Below are 17,931 nucleotides of genomic sequence, written 5' to 3' on the forward strand. Positions count from 1 at the left end.
GGGGATGCGTTCATCGTGGAGGACGTGTACTCATCGACGACTGACTCCGCAACGGCCTGTGGGGGCCGCTCAGGCGGCCTCTGGCAGCGATCGGCGGCCCGTCCGCACCACCCCGGACCCGCCCGGCAGCACTCCCGGATCTTGGAAGAGGACACACCCACGGAATCAGGCGGGGTGGCCTGGTTCCAGATCCGCGACGTGGTGATAACGAAGCGCGCCCGGCTCCGACTGCCGGATCTCCCCCGTCTCCGGCGCAAGCACCAAACCCATATGGTCGCCGAAATCGTGACGGGCGAGAACACGACCACAGGACCAGGCCGCGGCGTCGTCCAGTACCGGCACATCATGCGGACCGGCCCGCCACGAGCAGTGCGCGAACTTATCGATCTCGTCACCCGTTTCCCCGCCGAAGAGCAGCGCGAGCGAGGCGTGGTCGCTGCCGATCAGATGCACTCCCACGAATTCCGTACGCTGCGCGAGACGGTAGGTGTGGTTCACTTCGGACAAGCACACCAGAAACCGCCGCGGTGCGATAGCCACCTGCGCGGCGAACCCCACCAGACATCCGGCCCGCCGCCCATCGGCGGCAAGAGTCACCACGAACACCGGCGGGTCGGCCGCGGCGATCAGAGCGTCGAAGAAATTCTCCGGCATGTGCTGTGTATAGCAGGCAGCCCCGCTTCGGGCCGCACGGCTCGCACCACTGACCATGCAGCGCCACGCACTTGATCGGCAGAACGCCACCTGCAGTTCGGTCGACGAGTCACCTGCGGTTTCTCCATGCCAGCCCACCTTTTCCGCGAACCACGGGTGACTGCGGCGGTGTTCGTCGAGGGCATGGCAGGGTTCAAGGCCTGATGATCGTATAGTGCCCGGTGGTTTCCTGGAACTCGACCGCCGCGGCGATAGCCGCGTCGGTGATTTCTGCGGCGGGGCGGGCAACAACGATGAGTTCGTCGTCATCGTCGTGGAACCGGTGGATGATCGCGATGCAGGTGCCGTGTGCCGAGGTCATCGGTTCGGAAGGGTCGAGGTAGTAGGCGTCGAGTTCCTCGCCGTCGGGCGCGAGAGTGCCGGGGACGTAGCCGTAGTCGGCCAGGTAGAGAAATCCACAGGTCGGGTGGCGGCTCCCGTAGGGACGGTCGATGACGAGATCGACAGTTCGGCCGAGGAACGGCCGCGCCAGCCGCAGCGATTCGGATTCCTCGAACGGTACCGGGCTGGTCATCGTCGCAGAGTATCGGGCGAAGTGTTGAACCGCGACAGCCTCGTCGACTACCGTCGCCGAACTCGGCACCACGAATCCCACGGCATTACGGAGTGGACGGCTCCGGCGAAGTGAGAAGGCGTCGAGGGGTGGCGCGGCTACGATGGCGTTCATGTGCTGCGACCGAACGCTGCGGGCTGCCGGCGTGGTGGTGCGCCGATCATGCCCGGAGGGTGTCGATGTCGTCCGAATCTGATTCCGAGGAGCTGCTGGTGCCGGCTGTTCTGGGGCGAGGGCATGAGCGGGCCGAAGAGCTGGCGGAGATCGCCGGTCGGGCCGGGTTGCAGGTGGCGGTCGCGGAATCGCTGACTTCGGGGCAGCTGGCGGCGGCGCTGGGCGCGGCCAGCGATTCGGGTGAGTGGTTCCGGGGAGCGGTGGTCGCTTACAGCAGAGCGGTCAAACATCATGTGCTGGGTGTGCCGGACGGGCCCGTGGTCTGTGCACCTGCGGCCGCTGCGATGGCCGACGGGGTGCGGACGCTGTTCGAAGCGTCCTTGGCGGTGGGTGTCACGGGCGCCGGTGGTCCCGATCCGCAGGACGGGCACGAGCCGGGGTCGGTGTGGTTCGCCGTGTCCGTGGACGGCTCGGTGCGGACGCACCATCGGATTTTCGCCGGTGAACCCGCCGAGATCCTCGATCAGGTCGTGGTTTACGCGGTGGAACTGCTGCTCGATGCCGCGCGGGAACAGGCGGCCTGAACCGGTTCGATCGGTTCGGTCACGAGTTCCGCAGCATCCGGCCTGCCGCCTCGACGGCCGGGCTCGAACTGCCCGCATCGGCGACGAAGACCGCGAAGGCGAGGTCGCCACGGATACCCACGAACCAGCCGTGCGCGTTCGTGTTGTCACCGTATTCGGCGGTCCCGGTCTTGCCGAGCAGGCCGGGGATATCGGCCAGCTGGGTGGCGGTACCGGCGGTGACGGTTTCGCGCATCATGGTTTTCAACTGGTCGGTGACGGTGGCGGGCAGTGGTGGCGGGGTGCGGTCCGGGGTGCCGGGTTGCCCGGCCACCATGACCGGTGCCGGGGTCGCACCGTCGGCGATCGAGGCGGCCACCAGCGCCATCCCGAACGGGGAGGCCGTTACCGCGCCCTGGCCGATACTGGCCTCGACCCGTTCCGCCGAATTCGCCGGGACCGGCACGCTACCGGTCACCGTGGTCACGCCGGGGGTCACGTAGTCGACACCGAGGCCGAGGCGTTCGGCGGTGGTGGTGAGTGCTTCCGGCGGCAACTGAACTGCCAGCCCGGCCATGGTTGTGTTGCAGGAACGCGCGAAGGCGGTATGCAGTGGCACCTGCCCCAGGTCGAAACTGTCGTCGTTGGGGATCCGGCGGCCCTCGATATCGGCGACTCCGGGACAGGGCAGCACGGTATCCGGGGTGGCGGTCCCGGCGTCCAGGGCGGCGGCGGTGGTCACCGTTTTGAAGGTCGAACCCGGCGGGTACAGGCCGGTGAACGCGATGGGTCCTTCGGCGTCGGCGGCAGCGTTCTGGCCGGTGGCCACGATATCACCGGTGGACGGCCGGATCGCCACGATGGCCGCCGCCTGCTCGAGCGAGTCGAGGGCGGTTTCCGCGGCGCGCTGCAGGCCCGCGTCGATGGTGGTGTGGATATCGGTGGTCTGCCCCGGGTCCCGGCCGGCGATACGGACCGCCCCTTCCGGAGTCGCGGCCTGCACGACCCAGCCGGCCGCCGCATCGGCCTGTTCCTGCCACAGCTCGGCCGGTCCGGACAGGGTCTGGGCCGACAGCGCCCGGTCGGTGGTGAGCAGCCGTGTCTGCGGGGCCAGGGTCACCCCCGGCGTGGTGGTCAGCGCCGCGCGGATCGGCGCGATATCGGATTCGCGCAGGCTGATCGCCGTCACGGAGGCACCGGCAGAGTCGGCCAGATCGGCGTCCAGCGAGGCAGCGGTGATGCCCGGTGCGATCGGGGAGACCAGATTCGCCACTGCCGCGGTGTCGGCGCCGGGCGCGAGCTGGACCAGGGTCACGACCTGTTCGGTCAGCAATTCCCCGCCCGACGAGTCGAGGACGCGCGCCGGTTCCGGATACACCGGCGCATAGGTCAGTTCCCCCTGGTCGAGACCGGGTGCGAGCACAGCCGGATTCCAGCGGATGCGGTGGCCCGCGTCGGTCTCGACAGCGGTGCCGGTGGTGGTGTACTTCCACTCGGCGCCCTGCTTTCCCAGTTTCCAGGTCGCCTCGAGGGTGAACGTATCGTCTTCGGCTCCGGCGACCGTGTAGGTCACCTCTTTCCCCAGACCCTCGTACAGTGCGCCGACGGTCTGCTCCGCTCGGGCGGGGTCGTCCGTGAGCTGCGCGGCCGCGGCGATATCGTCGCGGTTGAGGGCGTCGGCGAAACTGCCGGCCGTGGTTTCGGGCTCGGGCGGCCCGGAAGAACAACCGGCCAGGGCCAGACCGAGGATCGTCAGCAGTACGAGGACTTTCCGATCGATGCGCATCACCTGCGACTGTATCGACCGCGGCCCGTCGGCACGCCGCATCCCTGCCCAATGGCGCGTATCCGTCCGGCGCCGAACCCACAGCGCTACGCCTCCCGGGCCACCACCGCGCTCCACTGCACCGAGCCGGCCGCGGCACCCGAACCGCGGTCTACCCTCGTCTCATGCCTGCCCCGCTTCCCACAGTCACCAGATTGCGGCCGTTCGCGGCCACCGTCTTCGCCGAGATGACCGAACTCGCCATCCGGCACGAGGCAGTCAATCTCGGGCAGGGGTTCCCGGACAGCGACGGTCCCGCGGCAATGCTGGAGGTCGCCCGCGAAGCCATCGCCGGCGGCGGCAACCAGTACCCGCCGGGCCGGGGCGTGCCGGCGTTGCGTCGCGCGATCGCCGCGGACCGGGCCCGGCGCTACGGCACCCGGTACGACCCGGATAGCGAAGTGCTGGTGACCGTCGGTGCGACCGAAGCGGTGACCGCGGCGGTACTCGGTCTGGTCGAGCCGGGTGCCGACGTCGTGCTGATCGAGCCGTACTACGACTCATATCCCGCGGCAATAGCCCTGGCCGGGGCGCGCCGCCGTACCGCCCGGCTCACCGCCGACGGCGACCGGTTCGTTCTCGACCACGACAGCCTGCACGCGGCGATCACCCCGGCCACCCGCATGCTGATCTTGAACTCACCGCACAATCCCACCGGTACCGTCCTGAATCGTGCCGATCTGACCGCGATCGCCGAGATCGCCTGCGAACACGATCTACTGGTCCTGGCCGACGAGGTGTACGAGCATCTGGTGTTCGACGGCACCGAGCACATCAGCATCGCCACTCTGCCGGGAATGGCGGAGCGAACACTGGTCGTCTCCAGCGCGGCGAAAACGTTCAGCGTCACCGGCTGGAAGATCGGCTGGATTTGCGGTCCGGCAGCGTTGATCGGCGGCGTCTTGGCCGCCAAACAATTCCTCACCTTCGTCGGTGGTGGCCCGTTCCAGCCGGCGGTCGCCCATGCCCTCACCCACGAACTCGACTGGGTGGCCACGCTCCGGGATTCGCTGGCCGAACGCCGGTTGCGATTGTCCGCGGCACTGGCCGATACCGGGTTCCGCGTACATCCGAGTGCCGGTAGCTATTTCGTCTGCGCCGATATCCGACCGCTCGGCGCGGACGACGATATCCGGTTCTGCCGTGAACTGCCCGAACGGCTCGGCGTGGCCGCGGTGCCGGTCAGTGTTTTCACCGATGATCCGGCGTCCTGGCGCCACCTCGTCCGGTTCACCTTCTGCAAGCGCCCGGAAACCTTGGACGAAGCGGTACGCCGGCTCCGGTTCGCAGCCGCACGCTGAGCCGGGGCGTCAGCTTCCGTTCTCGGGATACACGGGCACATCGTCGTCCCACGGCTGGCGGACCACCATATCGGCGACCCGCACGTACCCGCGTTCGAATTCACCGGTCGCGGCGTCGACGAGACGGTAGTTCTGCTGCTGCCGCTGGATGGGCTGGGCATCGAGCAGCACGATTCGTACCTCACCGGGTTCGAAACCGCAGCGTTGCTGCAGGGCGGCGATCAACTGTTCGTTGTGCAGATGGCCGTCACCGAAGTTCCAGCCCAGGGCGGTGGAACAGATACGTTCCCCGTCGGTGAGAACGTAATCCTTCTCGTCGTGCCCGTCCATTGCCCGGTGCGCGAGGGTGAACAGCGCTTTGCCGTGAGTGTTGAACGCGCGGAACGCGTATCCCAGATACAGCGGGATCTGCGCCGCCTCCCGGCTGCCGTAGTACTGCTCGAGCTGCGCGGCGGGCATGGCGGCCACGGCGGTGATTCCGGCGCGGATCTTGGCATCGGCCGATGGTTTGATGCACCACAGGGTGGTGTCCCAGTTACCGGCGTAATACCGCATCCCGGGCAGGAAGGAGACCTTGCGCGGGACCATGTTCCCGATCGCGACGGTCCCCGCGAGAACCGCGAACAAGAGCACCACCGGTAGCGGATTGGCCAGATCGGCCGGCCCGACATCGGCGTGCGCGACGAACAGCGTCAGCACCCCGAAGATCATGAAAACGTTCCATTCGAGCGGCACCCCCATCGGGATCGCGGTGAGGATCACCAGGTGGAAGCAGATGAGTGCGATCGCGGCCACCGTGGTCGGCAGGCCACCGTCGCTGAAGAACAACACCAGCGGCGCCAGCATCTCGACCGCCGTACCACCGTGGGCGAACAGCCTCGACAGCCGGCCCGGCCGCAGATCGTCCGGGAACCGTTCGAAGAACAGGCGTTTGAGCGCCCGCGGCCGCACGACCGGGCTGTTGGACATCATCGTCGACACCACGAACGGGAAATGCTTGTTCAGCTTCGATACCGCCGCGCCGACCCAGATGACGACGAACACCACCTTGGCGGCGACGATCGTGTCCGCACCGCCGAACAGGAAGGTGACCGCGAGCGCCCCGTACACCTCACCGCGCGCCGCGAGGAAGATCACCTTGTCGCGCAACCCCAGCACCGCCAGCAGAACCAGGATCGCCGCGATCTGCCAGACCGGCAGCAGGCCCACCGACGACCCGATCTCGGGTATCGGCCCGGTACCGTCCGAGAACAACCCGACGAGCAGCATGACCAGCAATGCCGCGTACAGCACCGCATCGAACGGGGTCCGGGTCGTGCCCCGGGTCAGCGGCACCCGGCCCGGCCACGGCGGCAGCCGGATCGTGCCGGGCCGCAACCAGTACAGAATCGACCCCATCGGCGGGAAGAAGCGGTTGTTCAACGGTCCGAAACCGCAGCCCAGGCCGACGACTTCGAACAGCATCGTGAACAACACGACCTTCTGGAACACGATCGGTTCCGACCACCACGATCCGGCCGCGGTGAACCCGTCGATACCGGTGGTGGTCAGCGCGAACAGCATTCCGCCCAGGATGTAGAGGGCGATCTTGACCACGTAGAACAGGTGCAGCGGCGGCGGTGTCCCGAAACCGACCTCGGCCCAGTGCCGCGCCATCGGCCGGATCTTCTCCGCCCTGGTCCCGCGGCTCCATTCGGCCAAATCCACCACCGGAAGCTCCGGCCGGAGCATGCCGAACAACCGATCCGTTGTACCCACTGGCGCGCCCGATCCTTCTTCGTTCAATCACTTGATTGAAAAGTACTACGGAAGGGCCCCGTGCAACCGGCATTTCGCCCGAACCAATCCGGACGAGCAATAGCCCCACGGCGGGGACGAATGGAGCAGCAGCGCCCGGCCGACGATGCCCTGTGCGAGCCGATCGACCACTGCGTCCAGCAGGGCGTCGAGATCGCGCGCGCGAACCCCGCGGCGGGACCGGACGCGCTCCCCGGTCGAGCGCCGGATTACTCGACCAGCCCCTCACTCTTCAGCCAGTCGTAGGCGACATCGGACGGGTCCTCGCCGTCGATATCGACGCGGGCATTGAGGTCCTGCATCAAATCGTCGGTGAGGCGTTCGGAGATCGTGCCCAGCAGCGCGCGTAGCGGTGGATATCGTTCGATGATCTCGTCGCGCACCACCGCGGTGCCGCTGTAGGGCAGGAAGAATTTCCGGTCGTCCTCGAGGACCACCAGGTGCAGATTCTTCACCCGGCCGTCGGTGGTGTAGACCATGCCGAAGTTGCAGGGGGAGCTCTCGGCCGTCGCCGTGTAGACGACCCCGGCGTCCATCCGGGTGACGTTCGCGGCGGGTACACCGTTCGGATCGTTGTACGGGATCCCGTATTTTTCCAGCATCGGCAGGAAACCGTCGGAGCGGCTGAAGAATTCGTCGTCGACGCAGAAGGTGCGGTCGCCGACCGGAAGCGCGGCCACCTCCGACAGGGAACGCACGCCCAGGCGTTCGGCCGTCTGCGCCGACGCAGCGAATGCATAGGTGTTGTTGAAGTTGGCGGGCGGCAACCATTCCAGGTCGTACTCGCTCTTCTCGATATCGTGCACGGCCTGCCACAGTTCCTGGGGATCAGGGATGATCTCGGTCCGGTTGTGGTAGTTCACCCAACCGGTGCCCGTGTACTCCCAGAGCACGTCGGCGTCGCCGTTCAGTTGGGCCTGCCGCGACGACGCCGATCCCGGCGCACCGGTGAGATCGGTGACCTCGGCACCCGCTGCGGCCAGATAGGTGGCACTGATCTTGCCCAGCAACACCCCTTCGGTGAAGCTCTTGGAGGTGACGGTGATCCGCGCACCGTCCAGCGGGCGGGCACCGCCCGGCAGGGTCGCATCGTGGAATGTCCCCGACGAACTCACCAGACCGCAACCGGTGAGCAGCAGCGCCAGCACGGCAATCAGGGCGAGCAGCCGGGCGCGCGGCGCGGTCATGAGATACCTCGCGGAGTCGCAGCCAGTTCCACGAGCCGGCCCAGCCAATCGATGATGAGGGCCAGCAACGCGACCAGGATCGCGCCGGAGACGAGCAGCTTCGGCAGGAACAACGTGACGCCGGTGGTGATCAGCGTGCCGAGGCTGGTGGCGCCGATGAAGGTGCTCAGCGTCGCGGTGCCCACCAGGATGACCAGCGCGGTGCGCACACCGTTGAGGATCACCGGCACCGCCAGCGGTAACTCCACTTGCAGCAGAGTGCGGGTTCCCGAGAAACCGATCCCGCGCGAGGCCTCGATCGTGCGCTGATCCACCTGCCGCAGGCCCACGATCGTGTTCTGCAGAATCGGCAGCACCGCGTACACGACCAGGCCCACGATCGCCGTCCGGAATCCGGTGCCCAGCCAGAAGGTGAACAGCACCAACAGGCCGACCGCGGGCGCGGCCTGACCGATATTGGCGATATTGACGGCGAGAGGTTCGAACCGTTTCAGCGCGGGCCGGGTGAGCGCGATACCCAGCGGTATCGCCACCACGACGACGATCACCGTGGCCACGACGGTCAGTTTGATGTGCTCGAGGATGGTGGTCTGAAGATTCGCCCAGCTCAGCGACGCCTGCTCGGTCGGGGTGAAGGTTGTCGACCGATACCACAGGAGGTAGCCGGCGCCGATCACCACGATGATGAGCGGCTCGAACCAGACGTCGAGGGGTAGACGGCGCAACCGGTTCATGACGGACCGGCCGAATCGCTGTCGTCGTCACCAGGTTCCGTGGTGTCGCCACGGTCGCGGGCCGCGGGCCGCGCGGTACCCGCCGTCTCGGACCGTGCAGTGCCGGTCGTCTCGGGCGGCGCAGTGCCGGTCTCCGGGGGGTGTGCGGCCGCTTCGGGGACCGAGAGTTCGTCACCGGCCGCGGCCACGGGTTCGTCGTCGGCCGCAACCACCGGGGTCGGCGCCGGATCCGTTCCGTCCACGTAGGTGGTATAGGAGACCTCGCTCTCCTCCTCGCGCACTTCGGCGAGTTTGTCCCGGATCAGCTCGGTCACCGAACCGATACTCAGCGAGCCGACCACCGCGCCGCGGCCGTCGGTGACCAGCGCGGCACCCTGACTGGTCGCGAGCATGGCGTCCAGCGCGTCGTTGAGGGTCGAGGATCGGGCAACCACCGGCAGTCGCCGGTCCAGGAAATCGGAGACTTCCGGTTTGGTCGCCATTTCCGTGAGCGTCGGCCAGGACCGCGGCCGGCCGGCGCCGTCGACCACCACCACCCAGGTGTGCCCGGCGGCACGTGCGCGTTCGATCACGGCGGGCGCCGGTTCACCTACGCGGGCAGTGATCACCTCGTGGGTCTCGACATCGCGGACCCGGGATACGGTCAGGTACGCGAGTTTGGCGCCGGAGCCGACGAATTCCTCGACGAACGGGGTCGCGGGGTCGGTCAGGATTTCCTCCGGGGTCGCAAACTGCTCGATATGGCCGCCTTCGGAGAGGATGAGGACCCGGTCGCCGAGTTTGGTCGCCTCCTCGAAATCGTGGGTGACGACCACGATGGTCTTCCCGAGTTCCTGCTGGATGGCCAACAGGCTGTCCTGCAGGCGGGCCCGGGTGATGGGGTCGACCGCGCCGAACGGTTCATCCATCAGCAGTACCGGCGGATCGGCCGCCAGTGCGCGCGCGACTCCGACGCGCTGCTGCTGCCCGCCGGACATATCCTTGGGCAGCCGGCCCGCGAATTCCGCCGCGTCGAGCCCGACCAGGTCGAGCAGGTATTCGGTACGTTCGGCGATCCGCTGTTTGTCCCAACCCAGGACCCGCGGAATCGCGCCGATATTCTTGGCGACCGTCCAGTGCGGGAAGAGGCCACCGGACTGGATGACGTAGCCGATGGACTGCCGTAGCTTGTCCGGGTCCTCGCGGGTCACATCACGATCACCGATGAGGATCCGGCCCTCGGTCGGTTCGATCAACCGGTTGATCATCTTCAGCGTGGTCGTCTTACCGCAGCCCGACGGCCCGACGAACGCGACGATCTCCCCCGCCGCGATCTCCAGGTCCAGGCAGGCCACTGCCGGAGTCTCCTGGCCCCGGTAGCGTTTGACGACCGAGTCCAGGGTGATCGACGCGCCGGTCACCGCTCGTTCCGGTGTCGCCGGCGCGGGCCGGCCGGTCACAGCCTCGGTCATGACAATCCCTTTGCGATAGTGAAACGCCCGAGCACGACGAGCAGCGCGTCGAAGACCAGCGCGATGGCGACGATGAGAATGGTGCCGGTCAACGCCATCTCCAGCGCATTCGCACCCCCGAGCCGCGACAGGCCGTTGAAGATCAGCGAGCCGAGGCCCGGCCCGAGCACGTAGGCGACGATGGCGGCAACGCCGACGATCATCTGCGTGGATACCCGGATACCGGTGAGGATCACCGGCCACGCGATGGGCAGTTCGACGGTGAGCAGGATCCGCCACCGGGAAAAGCCGATGCCCCGCGCCGATTCGACGACCGAGGCCGGTACCGAACGCAATCCTACGATCGCATTGCCGATCACCGGCAGCGCCGCGAAGAACGCCAGCATGAGGAAAGAAGGAACCACACCGAGTCCGAACGGCACCAGCAGCAGGGCCAGCAGAGCCAGCGAGGGAATGGTCAGCGCGACCCGGCTCGAGGTCAGTGACAGCGCCGACAGCAGCGGCAGCCGGTAGACCGCGACGGCGATGAGGACCGCGACGATGCTGCCGGCCAGCACGGTCTGGAATGCCAGTGACGCATGCTGATAGGTGAGGAACGCCAGCGTCTCACCTCGCCCCTGGACGTAACTCCACAGATTCACGGGGATTCCCCTCGTCGACGGCAGACCGGCCCGGCACCGGCCCGCGGGAACTCACGGACGCGCGAGTCGCCACAGTAACCGAAATCCGGACACCTGACCGGGTACGGCGCGCGGTTCGGCAGGCACCGAATCCCGCGCCGCAGCGGGACATACCGGACGTACCAGCACAATGTCATTCCTCATGCTGCCGTGTCACGTGGTGATCCTGGTGATTCCAGGCCCGCAGAGGCCACCGCCGGCGCTCACGGGCCGGTTGTCCCGATCACGCGGCACGGATCGCCGGGCATGCCGGTTCGCCGCGGCCTGCCGAGGGACACACCGGCATGTTCGACTGGTCCGGCGACGCCGGGCATCGCGTTGTCACGACCGGCCGGCCACCTCCGGCTCTCATGCCCCGAACCTCACCGAGCATCCTGTGCATACGTCTCCCGGAGGACGGTTTTCAATACCTTGCCGCTGGGGTTGCGCGGAAGCTCGGTGACCAGCGCGATCTGCTTGGGGCATTTGTATCCGGCCAGCTGGGTACGGGCGAATGCTTCGATCCCCTCGGCGGTCGGCGGTGCGGAAGGGTCCGCCGCGACGATCACCGCGAGCGGTGCCTCGCCCCAGGTGGGATGCGGGACACCGATCACCGCGACCTCGGCGATCCCGGGGTGCGCGGCGAGAATGTTCTCCACCTCGGCGCAGTAGATGTTCTCCCCGCCCGAGATGATCATGTCCTTTTTCCGGTCGACGACGAAGAGGTAGCCGTCTTCGTCCTGGCGCACCAGATCCCCGGAGTGGAACCAGCCGCCGGCGAAGGCCCGTTCCGTCTCTTCGGGTTTGTTCCAGTACTCCTTCATCACCGTCGGGCCGCGGTAGACGATTTCGCCCACCTCCCCGACCGGCACATCGTTCATCTCGTCGTCGACGATGCGGACCTCGACATTCAGAATCGGCATCCCCACCGAGCCGATCTTGCGGATGGCGTCTTCACCGCGCAGGGTGCAGGTCACCGGGCTGCATTCGGTCTGCCCGAACGCCGTCGACACCGATGCCTGCGGGAAGGTCTCGATCATCGTGCGCAACAGCGTGGTCGAGGCGGGCGCCGCACCCCAGGAGATCTGCCGCAGCGCGGACAGATCGTATTTTCCGATATCCGGTAGCGCGCAGATCGCCTGCCATTGGGCCGGGACGAAGAAACAGCTGGAAACACGTTCCCGCGCCAGGAGTTCCACCGACGCTGCGGGATCGAATCCGCCGGACGTCGTGATGACGAAGGTACCGCCGGGCAGCAGGCACATCAGATAGCTGGACAACCCGGCGATATGGAACAGCGGTGCGCCGTTGAGCGCCACCGGCTCGACCTCTCCGGACGTGCCCTGGTGCAGGCTGACGCTGAAGGCGTGCAGCAACAGATTGGTATGCGTCAGCACCGCACCCTTCGGGCGGCCGGTGGTCCCCGAGGTGTACATGATGTAGGCCGCCGAATTCTCGTCGACGGGATGGGCCGGGCACTCCGGATCGGCCGCGGCAAGGGCGGTTTCGTAATCGTCGCCGTACTCCCTCGCCGCGCCGGATTCGCTGCCGATCACCAGACACGTCCGCACCCCGGGCGCCTTCCGTCGCGCATCGGCCAGAACACTCGCGAACCGGGCATCCACCACGGCCGCGACTGCGCCGGAATCCTCCAGCAGGTACGCGATTTCGGCGGCGGTCAACCGGAAGTTGATCGGGACGCAGATCGCACCCGCCCGCATCGGTGCGAGGAACGCCTCGACGACTTCCATCGAGTTCAGACCCAGCACGGCCACCCGGTCCCCCGCGCCGACACCGCGGTCTCGTAATGCGTTCGCCAACCGGGAAACCCGCTCGTCCAAGGTGCGGTAGTTACGCGATATTCCACCGAATCGCAAGGCCGGAGCGTCCGGCGTCTTGCGTGCGTGGCGGGCGAGCTGATCGCCTGCGCTCATTCCTCGGGACATCATTTCCGCAGCACCGGCCATGTTGCACTCCAGATTCGGTCGATCGAATCCGAAGCCTACGCCCGAGCCCTATCGCTTCGTAGCGTATTCGTCATTCCCCGAGGGGCATCGACTGCTTACCGATACCTCGTCGGGTTCAGGCATGCACGGCGGGCAGATCGACGGTGACCGGTACGGTTTCCCAGCCGCGCATGGTCGAGGTGGACGACAGTTCCAGTGCCTCCCAATCGACCTCCCAGACCGGGAAGCGTTTCAGGAATTCCTCCAGCGCGACCCGCGCCTCGAGCCGGGCCAGTGAGGCGCCGAGGCAGTAGTGGGTGCCGAAGCCGAAGGTCCGCAGATTGCTGATCCGCCGGTGGATATCGAAGGTGTCGGGATCGTCCCAGCGGCCGGGATCGCGATTGGCGGAAGCGACCAGCAGCATCATGGCACTACCGGCCGGCACGGTGGTGCCGTGCAGTTCGATATCGGTGGTGACGTAGCGGGCGATGGCGTGGCCGGTCGGTTCGAAACGCAGGGTTTCCTCGATCGCCTTCGGGATCAGCCGCGGGTCCTCGACCAGTTCGGCACGCTGCTCCGGGTGGCGGGCCAGCAGTGTTCCCAGCCAGCCGAGCAACCGGGCGGTGGTTTCGTTACCGGCGCCGGCGACCACCGTGATGTAGGTCAGGATCTCCTGCCGGGTCAGGGTGCGTGTCACGCCTTCGGTGTCTTCGAATCGCGCGTTCAGCAGTTCCGTCATCAGGTCGTCGGACGGATGTTCGGCGCGCCAGTCGATGTATTCGGCGAAGGTGTCGGTATGCGGGATCGCCTGATCCGATACCCGCATCTGCTGCCCGGGTTCGGTGCGCAGATTCGCGTCCGCTCGATCGCGGACACCCTGCTGGTCGGACTCGGGGATACCGAGCAGCATGCCGATCACCCGCATCGGGACCTCGTTGGCGAAGGAGGTCATGAGATCGAACCGTCCCGTGCCGGCGAGGCGGTCCAGCGACCGGAGGCACATATCGCGGATCTGGGGTTCCAGTGAGAGCACCCGCCGCGGCGTGAACACCCGCGCGAGCAGGGCGCGGTGGATATCGTGCGCCGGCGGGTCCTCCATCAGCAGGGTACCCGGCGGGATCTCGACGCCGGCCTTGATGATCTCCAGGATCGGGCCGCGTGACGACGAGAAGGTCTGCCAGTCCAGCAGGGCCCGGTCGACGTCGTCGTAGCGGCTCAGCACGTAGAAATCGTGCTCGTCGTTGTAGTAGAGCGGCGCTTCCTCGCGCAACCGGCGGTAGGTCGGATACGGGTCGCGGGCGATATCCCGGTCGAAGGGGTCCCAATAGATCCGGTCTGCACGGGCCATGGCGAACTCCTTCGATCGCTGCGAGGATCTTCCGGTGCCGGGCCTCCACGACCGGGAGTGCCGGAACCAAGTACCCCGTTTCCACCATTCGGTAACAACGTTACCCATAGGTGCGGCTCCATATCGACGGATTGCGATAGTTGCCTTGCGCCACCCCGGCCCGAGCACCAGGCAGTCACGGAAGTTCGATACTCCCAGCCCCGCGACCACCGGCCGGGCACGAACCGCGCGACGGGCCGTTCCGGAAGAAACGCGGCCGAACGGAAATAGTTTCGTTTCAAGCCCAGGTTTCCGGGGAGCATTCCGACCGCGATACGGCCGGTCCGGAATCATCCCTGCTCACACGGCCGGGAGTGAACCGGAGCATCGTGGATGTTTTGCCCGACTTCGCGGGTAACGAATGCGTCACGTTACCATCGCCCCCCGTGACCGACACCATGGTGAGGGCGGACCTGACGCCCCCGGAGCAATCTCGGGCCGGCCGGTCCGCACGCGGACAATGGGCGAGGCCGGTGGCGTTGCTCGCCGGCCTCCTCGCCACGCTGTTCGCCCTCGCTGTCCCGCTCCTCCCGGTCCATGTGGACAAGACGACGCTCACCTGGCCGCAGCAGGGCTCCACGGACAGCATCGCGGCCCCACTGATCTCCTATGCACCGCTTTCCTTCGATGCCGATATCCCCGGTTCCGCACTACAGCAGTTGACCGATACCGGGGGCCTCGCGGCGGCGACCATGCCCGCCGAGGCACCCGATCTGGAGAAGTACGGATTCGTTGCGCGGGTCCAGCCCGCGGCGGACGGCTCGCCCGCCCGCCTCGAGGTGGTGCTGCGCAGCCAGTCGATGTTCAGTGTCCCGGTCGCCGAACTCGGCGCGGCGACCCTCACTGTGCACTCCGATCATTCCGGGACCACCGCCGAGCTCACAGGTACCGACACCGAGCCGGTCTTCCTCGCGGGCGATTTCCGGCCACAGATGGTCGGTGTCTTCAGCGATCTGACCGATTCGGCAGGGACGACGGTGACCGCGGAGGTGGACAGCCGCTTCTCGGTCGTCCCGACCTTCGTCAAACGAGCCGCCGGTGTGCTGGCGGTACTGTGTGCACTGGTCTCCTTGGTGGCACTGTTCCGGCTGGACCATTCGGCAGGACGCCGGGTACGCCGTCTCCTCCCGCAGCGCTGGCTGACTTTCACCGCGGTCGACGCCACGGTGTTCACGACTCTCGTGGTCTGGCATTTCATCGGATCCACGACCTCCGACGACGGCTACCAGTTCGGGATGGCCCGGACCTCGCTGGCGTCCGGTTATATGGCCAACTATTTCCGGTTCTTCGGCGTACCCGAGAACCCGGTCGGCACGCCGCCCTACGACGTGATCGCCCATATGACCGAGCTGAGCATCGCCAGCCCCTGGGTGCGGTTACCGACCCTGCTCGCCGGGTTCCTCGCCTGGCTGGCCCTGAGCCGGGAGGTGATCCCCCGCCTCGGGGTCGTCCTGCGGCACGACAAGGTCGTCGTATGGACGGGCGCGCTGGGCTTCCTGGCGGTGTGGCTGCCATACAACAACGGGTTGCGCCCGGAACCGGTAATCGCGGTCGCGGTGCTGCTCACCTGGTGTTTCGTCGAACGTGCCATCGCGACCAGGCAGCTGCTGCCGTATGCGATCGCCATTCTGATCGCCGCGTTCAGCCTGACCGCGGCACCGTCGGGGGTGATCTGTTTCGCGCCGCTGGCGGCCGGGGCGCGGTCGGTCGTCCGCTTCGGCATCGCCCGGGCCCGCAAGATGCCGGCTCCCGGCACGTCGGTCACGGCCGGACCGTCCTGGTCCGCGCGGATCATGGCCTACGGCGCGCTACTGGCACCGTTGGCGGCCGCCGGAACGCTCGTCCTGGTGTTCGCTTTCGCCGTCCAGCCCCTGTCGGCGATGTTCGAGATGACCCGCGTACACAACGAGGTTGGCCCCTCTATCCCCTGGTACGACGACTATGTCGCCTATCAGCGATTGTTCACTCCCACGGCCGATGGTTCTATCGGGCGCCGGTTCGGGATGGTCGCGATGTGGCTGGGGCTGCTCGTGTGCGCGTTCGTGATGCTGCGTAAGGGCGGCCGGATCCCGTTCGTCGCCCCCGGGCCGGCGAAACGGTTGCTCGGGATCACTTTCGGCGCGATGCTGCTGATGGCGACCGTCCCGACGAAGTTCACTCACCACAACGGTGTTTTCGCCGGACTCGCCGGGGCCGTCGCGGTCGTCACCGCGGTGGCGGTGGGTCCGAAGGTGATGCGGGCCCCGCGCTACCGGGCCCTGTTCGCGGCCGTTGTCGCCATAGCGATGGCGCAGATCTTCACCGGCGTCAACAAATGGTTCTACGCCTCCGATCACGGCATACCGTGGTGGAACGAACCGCCCTCGATCGCCGGTCTCGGCATGAGCGAGATCTTTCTGACCGTGGCCGTAGTGTGCCTGGTATCGGCCGGCTGGTGGCATCTGCGGGCCCCGGAACCGGGAACACCGCATCGTGTATCGCGCCGCGCCTGGCGGATGGCGAAGATCCCGCCGCTGACAGTGGCGGCAGCGGTGATCGTCGTGTTCCAGGTAGGCTCGTTTGCGACCGCCGCCGCCACGCAATACCCGGCATTCTCGCTGGCCCGGTCCAATATCGATGCGGTCCGTGGCCAACCGTGCGGAATGGCCGACGATGTGCTGGTCGAAACCGATCCGAATGCCGCGATGCTCAGCCCGCTGTCCGGCGACGCCGAGACCACCTTCGCCGGTGACAGCGCCGGTTTCGTACCGAACGGGGTCGCGAACGTGACCTCCGACGACGATCAGTCCAAGGACGAGGAGAGCAGTATCGCCGACGCCCTGGAAGACGAGGGATCCGACGGTAGTTCCCGGACGCAGACCGGCGGCGCGCCCCTGCCCTTCGGCCTGTCCGCCACCACCCCTGTGCTCGGAACCGCCGGACAGCAGGAAGCCGCCGAACTGACCACCGGCTGGTACCGGCTGCCCGCACCGCAGGACCGCGACGGAATCATGGCGATCACCGCGGCGGGCCGCTTCCGGGCGATCACCCAGGACGGTTCGGTGATGCCCGGCCAGCCGATCGATATCGAATACGGCACCGCGGAATCGGCGACCAGTGCCCGGCCCCTCGGCCAGGTGATGCCCATCGATATCGGACCGACCCCGTCCTGGCGGAATATGCGGGTACCGCTCGACCAGATCCCGGAGCAGGCCGACGTGGTCCGTATCAAGGCCAAGGATCTGTCCGTCGATGCCCAGGAGTGGATGGCGCTCACCCCACCGCGTATTCCGCGGACGCAAACCCTGAACGAACTGATCGGGTCGGAACAGCCCGTCCTGCTGGACTGGGCCGTGGGACTCCAGTTCCCGTGCCAGCGGCCCTACGACCACAAAGACGGGATCGCCCAACCGCCCGGCTGGCGTATCCTGCCCAACCGACCGGCCTCGCACACCACCTCGCTGTGGCAGAGCCACGACGGCGGCGGCCCATTGGGCTGGACCCGCCAGCTGCTGCGCTCACAAACCCTGGCCACCTATCTGAAGGACGATTGGAGCCACGATTGGGGTCAGTTGCAGCGGTTCACGCCGATCGACCGCGCGGCGCGTCCGGCACAACCGGCGGTCGGCCAGGAAACTCACGGCGGGCTATGGACCCCCGGCCCGATCAACGTCAAATGGTAGTGCCGATCGGCAAGCGGTCTTCGCGCACACTCCCCGGG

General features: G+C 67.2%; 13 protein-coding genes. 3 read left to right on the forward strand and 10 right to left on the reverse strand.

The genetic code is table 11. From position 1 onward, the window contains the following. Positions 1 to 165: 165 nt before the first annotated feature. Entirely contained in the window at positions 166 to 654 is a 489-nt protein-coding gene (locus tag NFL01S_RS01855) for a flavin reductase family protein (protein ID WP_062970768.1), read from the reverse strand. A gap of 193 nt (positions 655 to 847) precedes the next feature. Then, positions 848 to 1,228, reverse strand: coding sequence for a hypothetical protein (locus NFL01S_RS01860; protein ID WP_062971299.1), 381 nt, complete (start codon positions 1,226 to 1,228; stop codon positions 848 to 850). A gap of 218 nt (positions 1,229 to 1,446) precedes the next feature. Between NFL01S_RS01860 and NFL01S_RS01865 the strand changes: the two genes are divergently transcribed. Then, positions 1,447 to 1,965, forward strand: a complete 519-nt coding sequence (locus NFL01S_RS01865; protein WP_084492322.1) for a CinA family protein — start codon at positions 1,447 to 1,449, stop codon at positions 1,963 to 1,965. Positions 1,966 to 1,984: 19 nt separating this feature from the next. On the opposite strand, the gene NFL01S_RS01870 is transcribed toward NFL01S_RS01865, so the two are convergent. Further along, positions 1,985 to 3,730 (reverse strand): penicillin-binding transpeptidase domain-containing protein, encoded by a 1,746-nt coding sequence (locus NFL01S_RS01870; protein ID WP_062971303.1) that lies wholly within the window; start codon positions 3,728 to 3,730, stop codon positions 1,985 to 1,987. 164 nt (positions 3,731 to 3,894) lie between these two features. On the opposite strand from NFL01S_RS01870, the gene NFL01S_RS01875 reads away from it, so the two are divergent. Beyond that, the gene (locus NFL01S_RS01875; RefSeq protein ID WP_084492323.1) at positions 3,895 to 5,070 is read left to right on the forward strand and encodes a pyridoxal phosphate-dependent aminotransferase; all 1,176 of its coding nucleotides are present in this window, start codon (positions 3,895 to 3,897) and stop codon (positions 5,068 to 5,070) included. A 9-nt stretch (positions 5,071 to 5,079) separates the two neighbouring features. Here NFL01S_RS01875 and NFL01S_RS01880 read toward each other — a convergent pair whose 3' ends face one another. The 7 genes from NFL01S_RS01880 to NFL01S_RS01910 all read right to left on the reverse strand — a co-directional run bounded on the left by NFL01S_RS01880 (position 5,080) and on the right by NFL01S_RS01910 (position 14,192). Further along, positions 5,080 to 6,801, reverse strand: a complete 1,722-nt coding sequence (locus tag NFL01S_RS01880) for a DUF3556 domain-containing protein (protein ID WP_062971306.1) — start codon at positions 6,799 to 6,801, stop codon at positions 5,080 to 5,082. A 275-nt stretch (positions 6,802 to 7,076) separates the two neighbouring features. Continuing rightward, positions 7,077 to 8,054, reverse strand: coding sequence for a glycine betaine ABC transporter substrate-binding protein (locus NFL01S_RS01885; protein WP_062970769.1), 978 nt, complete (start codon positions 8,052 to 8,054; stop codon positions 7,077 to 7,079). Continuing rightward, entirely contained in the window at positions 8,051 to 8,788 is a 738-nt protein-coding gene (locus NFL01S_RS01890) for an ABC transporter permease (protein WP_062970771.1), read from the reverse strand. Before NFL01S_RS01890 ends, NFL01S_RS01885 begins: the two co-directional genes overlap by 4 nt. After that, a complete protein-coding gene (locus tag NFL01S_RS01895) occupies positions 8,785 to 10,239 on the reverse strand; it encodes an ABC transporter ATP-binding protein (protein WP_084492324.1) in 1,455 nt (484 codons plus the stop codon). The genes NFL01S_RS01890 and NFL01S_RS01895 overlap by 4 nt, the downstream gene beginning before the upstream one ends. Then, positions 10,236 to 10,880, reverse strand: a complete 645-nt coding sequence (locus tag NFL01S_RS01900) for an ABC transporter permease (RefSeq protein ID WP_062970773.1) — start codon at positions 10,878 to 10,880, stop codon at positions 10,236 to 10,238. The genes NFL01S_RS01895 and NFL01S_RS01900 overlap by 4 nt, the downstream gene beginning before the upstream one ends. Before the next feature lie 401 nt (positions 10,881 to 11,281). Further along, positions 11,282 to 12,832, reverse strand: a complete 1,551-nt coding sequence (locus tag NFL01S_RS01905; RefSeq protein ID WP_245670476.1) for a long-chain-fatty-acid--CoA ligase — start codon at positions 12,830 to 12,832, stop codon at positions 11,282 to 11,284. A 148-nt stretch (positions 12,833 to 12,980) separates the two neighbouring features. Continuing rightward, entirely contained in the window at positions 12,981 to 14,192 is a 1,212-nt protein-coding gene (locus NFL01S_RS01910; RefSeq protein ID WP_062970777.1) for a cytochrome P450, read from the reverse strand. A 437-nt stretch (positions 14,193 to 14,629) separates the two neighbouring features. On the opposite strand from NFL01S_RS01910, the gene NFL01S_RS01915 reads away from it, so the two are divergent. Continuing rightward, a complete protein-coding gene (locus NFL01S_RS01915) occupies positions 14,630 to 17,893 on the forward strand; it encodes an arabinosyltransferase domain-containing protein (protein WP_062971310.1) in 3,264 nt (1,087 codons plus the stop codon). Positions 17,894 to 17,931 lie beyond the last annotated feature (38 nt).

The sequence above is a fragment of the Nocardia flavorosea NBRC 108225 genome, from assembly GCF_001613385.1.
Taxonomy (GTDB): Bacteria; Actinomycetota; Actinomycetes; order Mycobacteriales; family Mycobacteriaceae; genus Nocardia; species Nocardia flavorosea.

Excerpts from the sequence above, each read along its gene's own strand:
- NFL01S_RS01855 (WP_062970768.1), bottom strand. The coding sequence starts at position 654 with ATGCCGGAGAATTTCTTCGACGCTCTGATCGCCGCGGCCGACCCGCCG.
- NFL01S_RS01860 (WP_062971299.1), bottom strand. The coding sequence starts at position 1,228 with ATGACCAGCCCGGTACCGTTCGAGGAATCCGAATCGCTGCGGCTGGCG.
- NFL01S_RS01865 (WP_084492322.1), top strand. The coding sequence starts at position 1,447 with ATGTCGTCCGAATCTGATTCCGAGGAGCTGCTGGTGCCGGCTGTTCTG.
- NFL01S_RS01870 (WP_062971303.1), bottom strand. The coding sequence starts at position 3,730 with ATGCGCATCGATCGGAAAGTCCTCGTACTGCTGACGATCCTCGGTCTG.
- NFL01S_RS01875 (WP_084492323.1), top strand. The coding sequence starts at position 3,895 with ATGCCTGCCCCGCTTCCCACAGTCACCAGATTGCGGCCGTTCGCGGCC.
- NFL01S_RS01880 (WP_062971306.1), bottom strand. The coding sequence starts at position 6,801 with ATGCTCCGGCCGGAGCTTCCGGTGGTGGATTTGGCCGAATGGAGCCGC.
- NFL01S_RS01885 (WP_062970769.1), bottom strand. The coding sequence starts at position 8,054 with ATGACCGCGCCGCGCGCCCGGCTGCTCGCCCTGATTGCCGTGCTGGCG.
- NFL01S_RS01890 (WP_062970771.1), bottom strand. The coding sequence starts at position 8,788 with ATGAACCGGTTGCGCCGTCTACCCCTCGACGTCTGGTTCGAGCCGCTC.
- NFL01S_RS01895 (WP_084492324.1), bottom strand. The coding sequence starts at position 10,239 with ATGACCGAGGCTGTGACCGGCCGGCCCGCGCCGGCGACACCGGAACGA.
- NFL01S_RS01905 (WP_245670476.1), bottom strand. The coding sequence starts at position 12,832 with ATGAGCGCAGGCGATCAGCTCGCCCGCCACGCACGCAAGACGCCGGAC.
- NFL01S_RS01910 (WP_062970777.1), bottom strand. The coding sequence starts at position 14,192 with ATGGCCCGTGCAGACCGGATCTATTGGGACCCCTTCGACCGGGATATC.
- NFL01S_RS01915 (WP_062971310.1), top strand. The coding sequence starts at position 14,630 with ATGGTGAGGGCGGACCTGACGCCCCCGGAGCAATCTCGGGCCGGCCGG.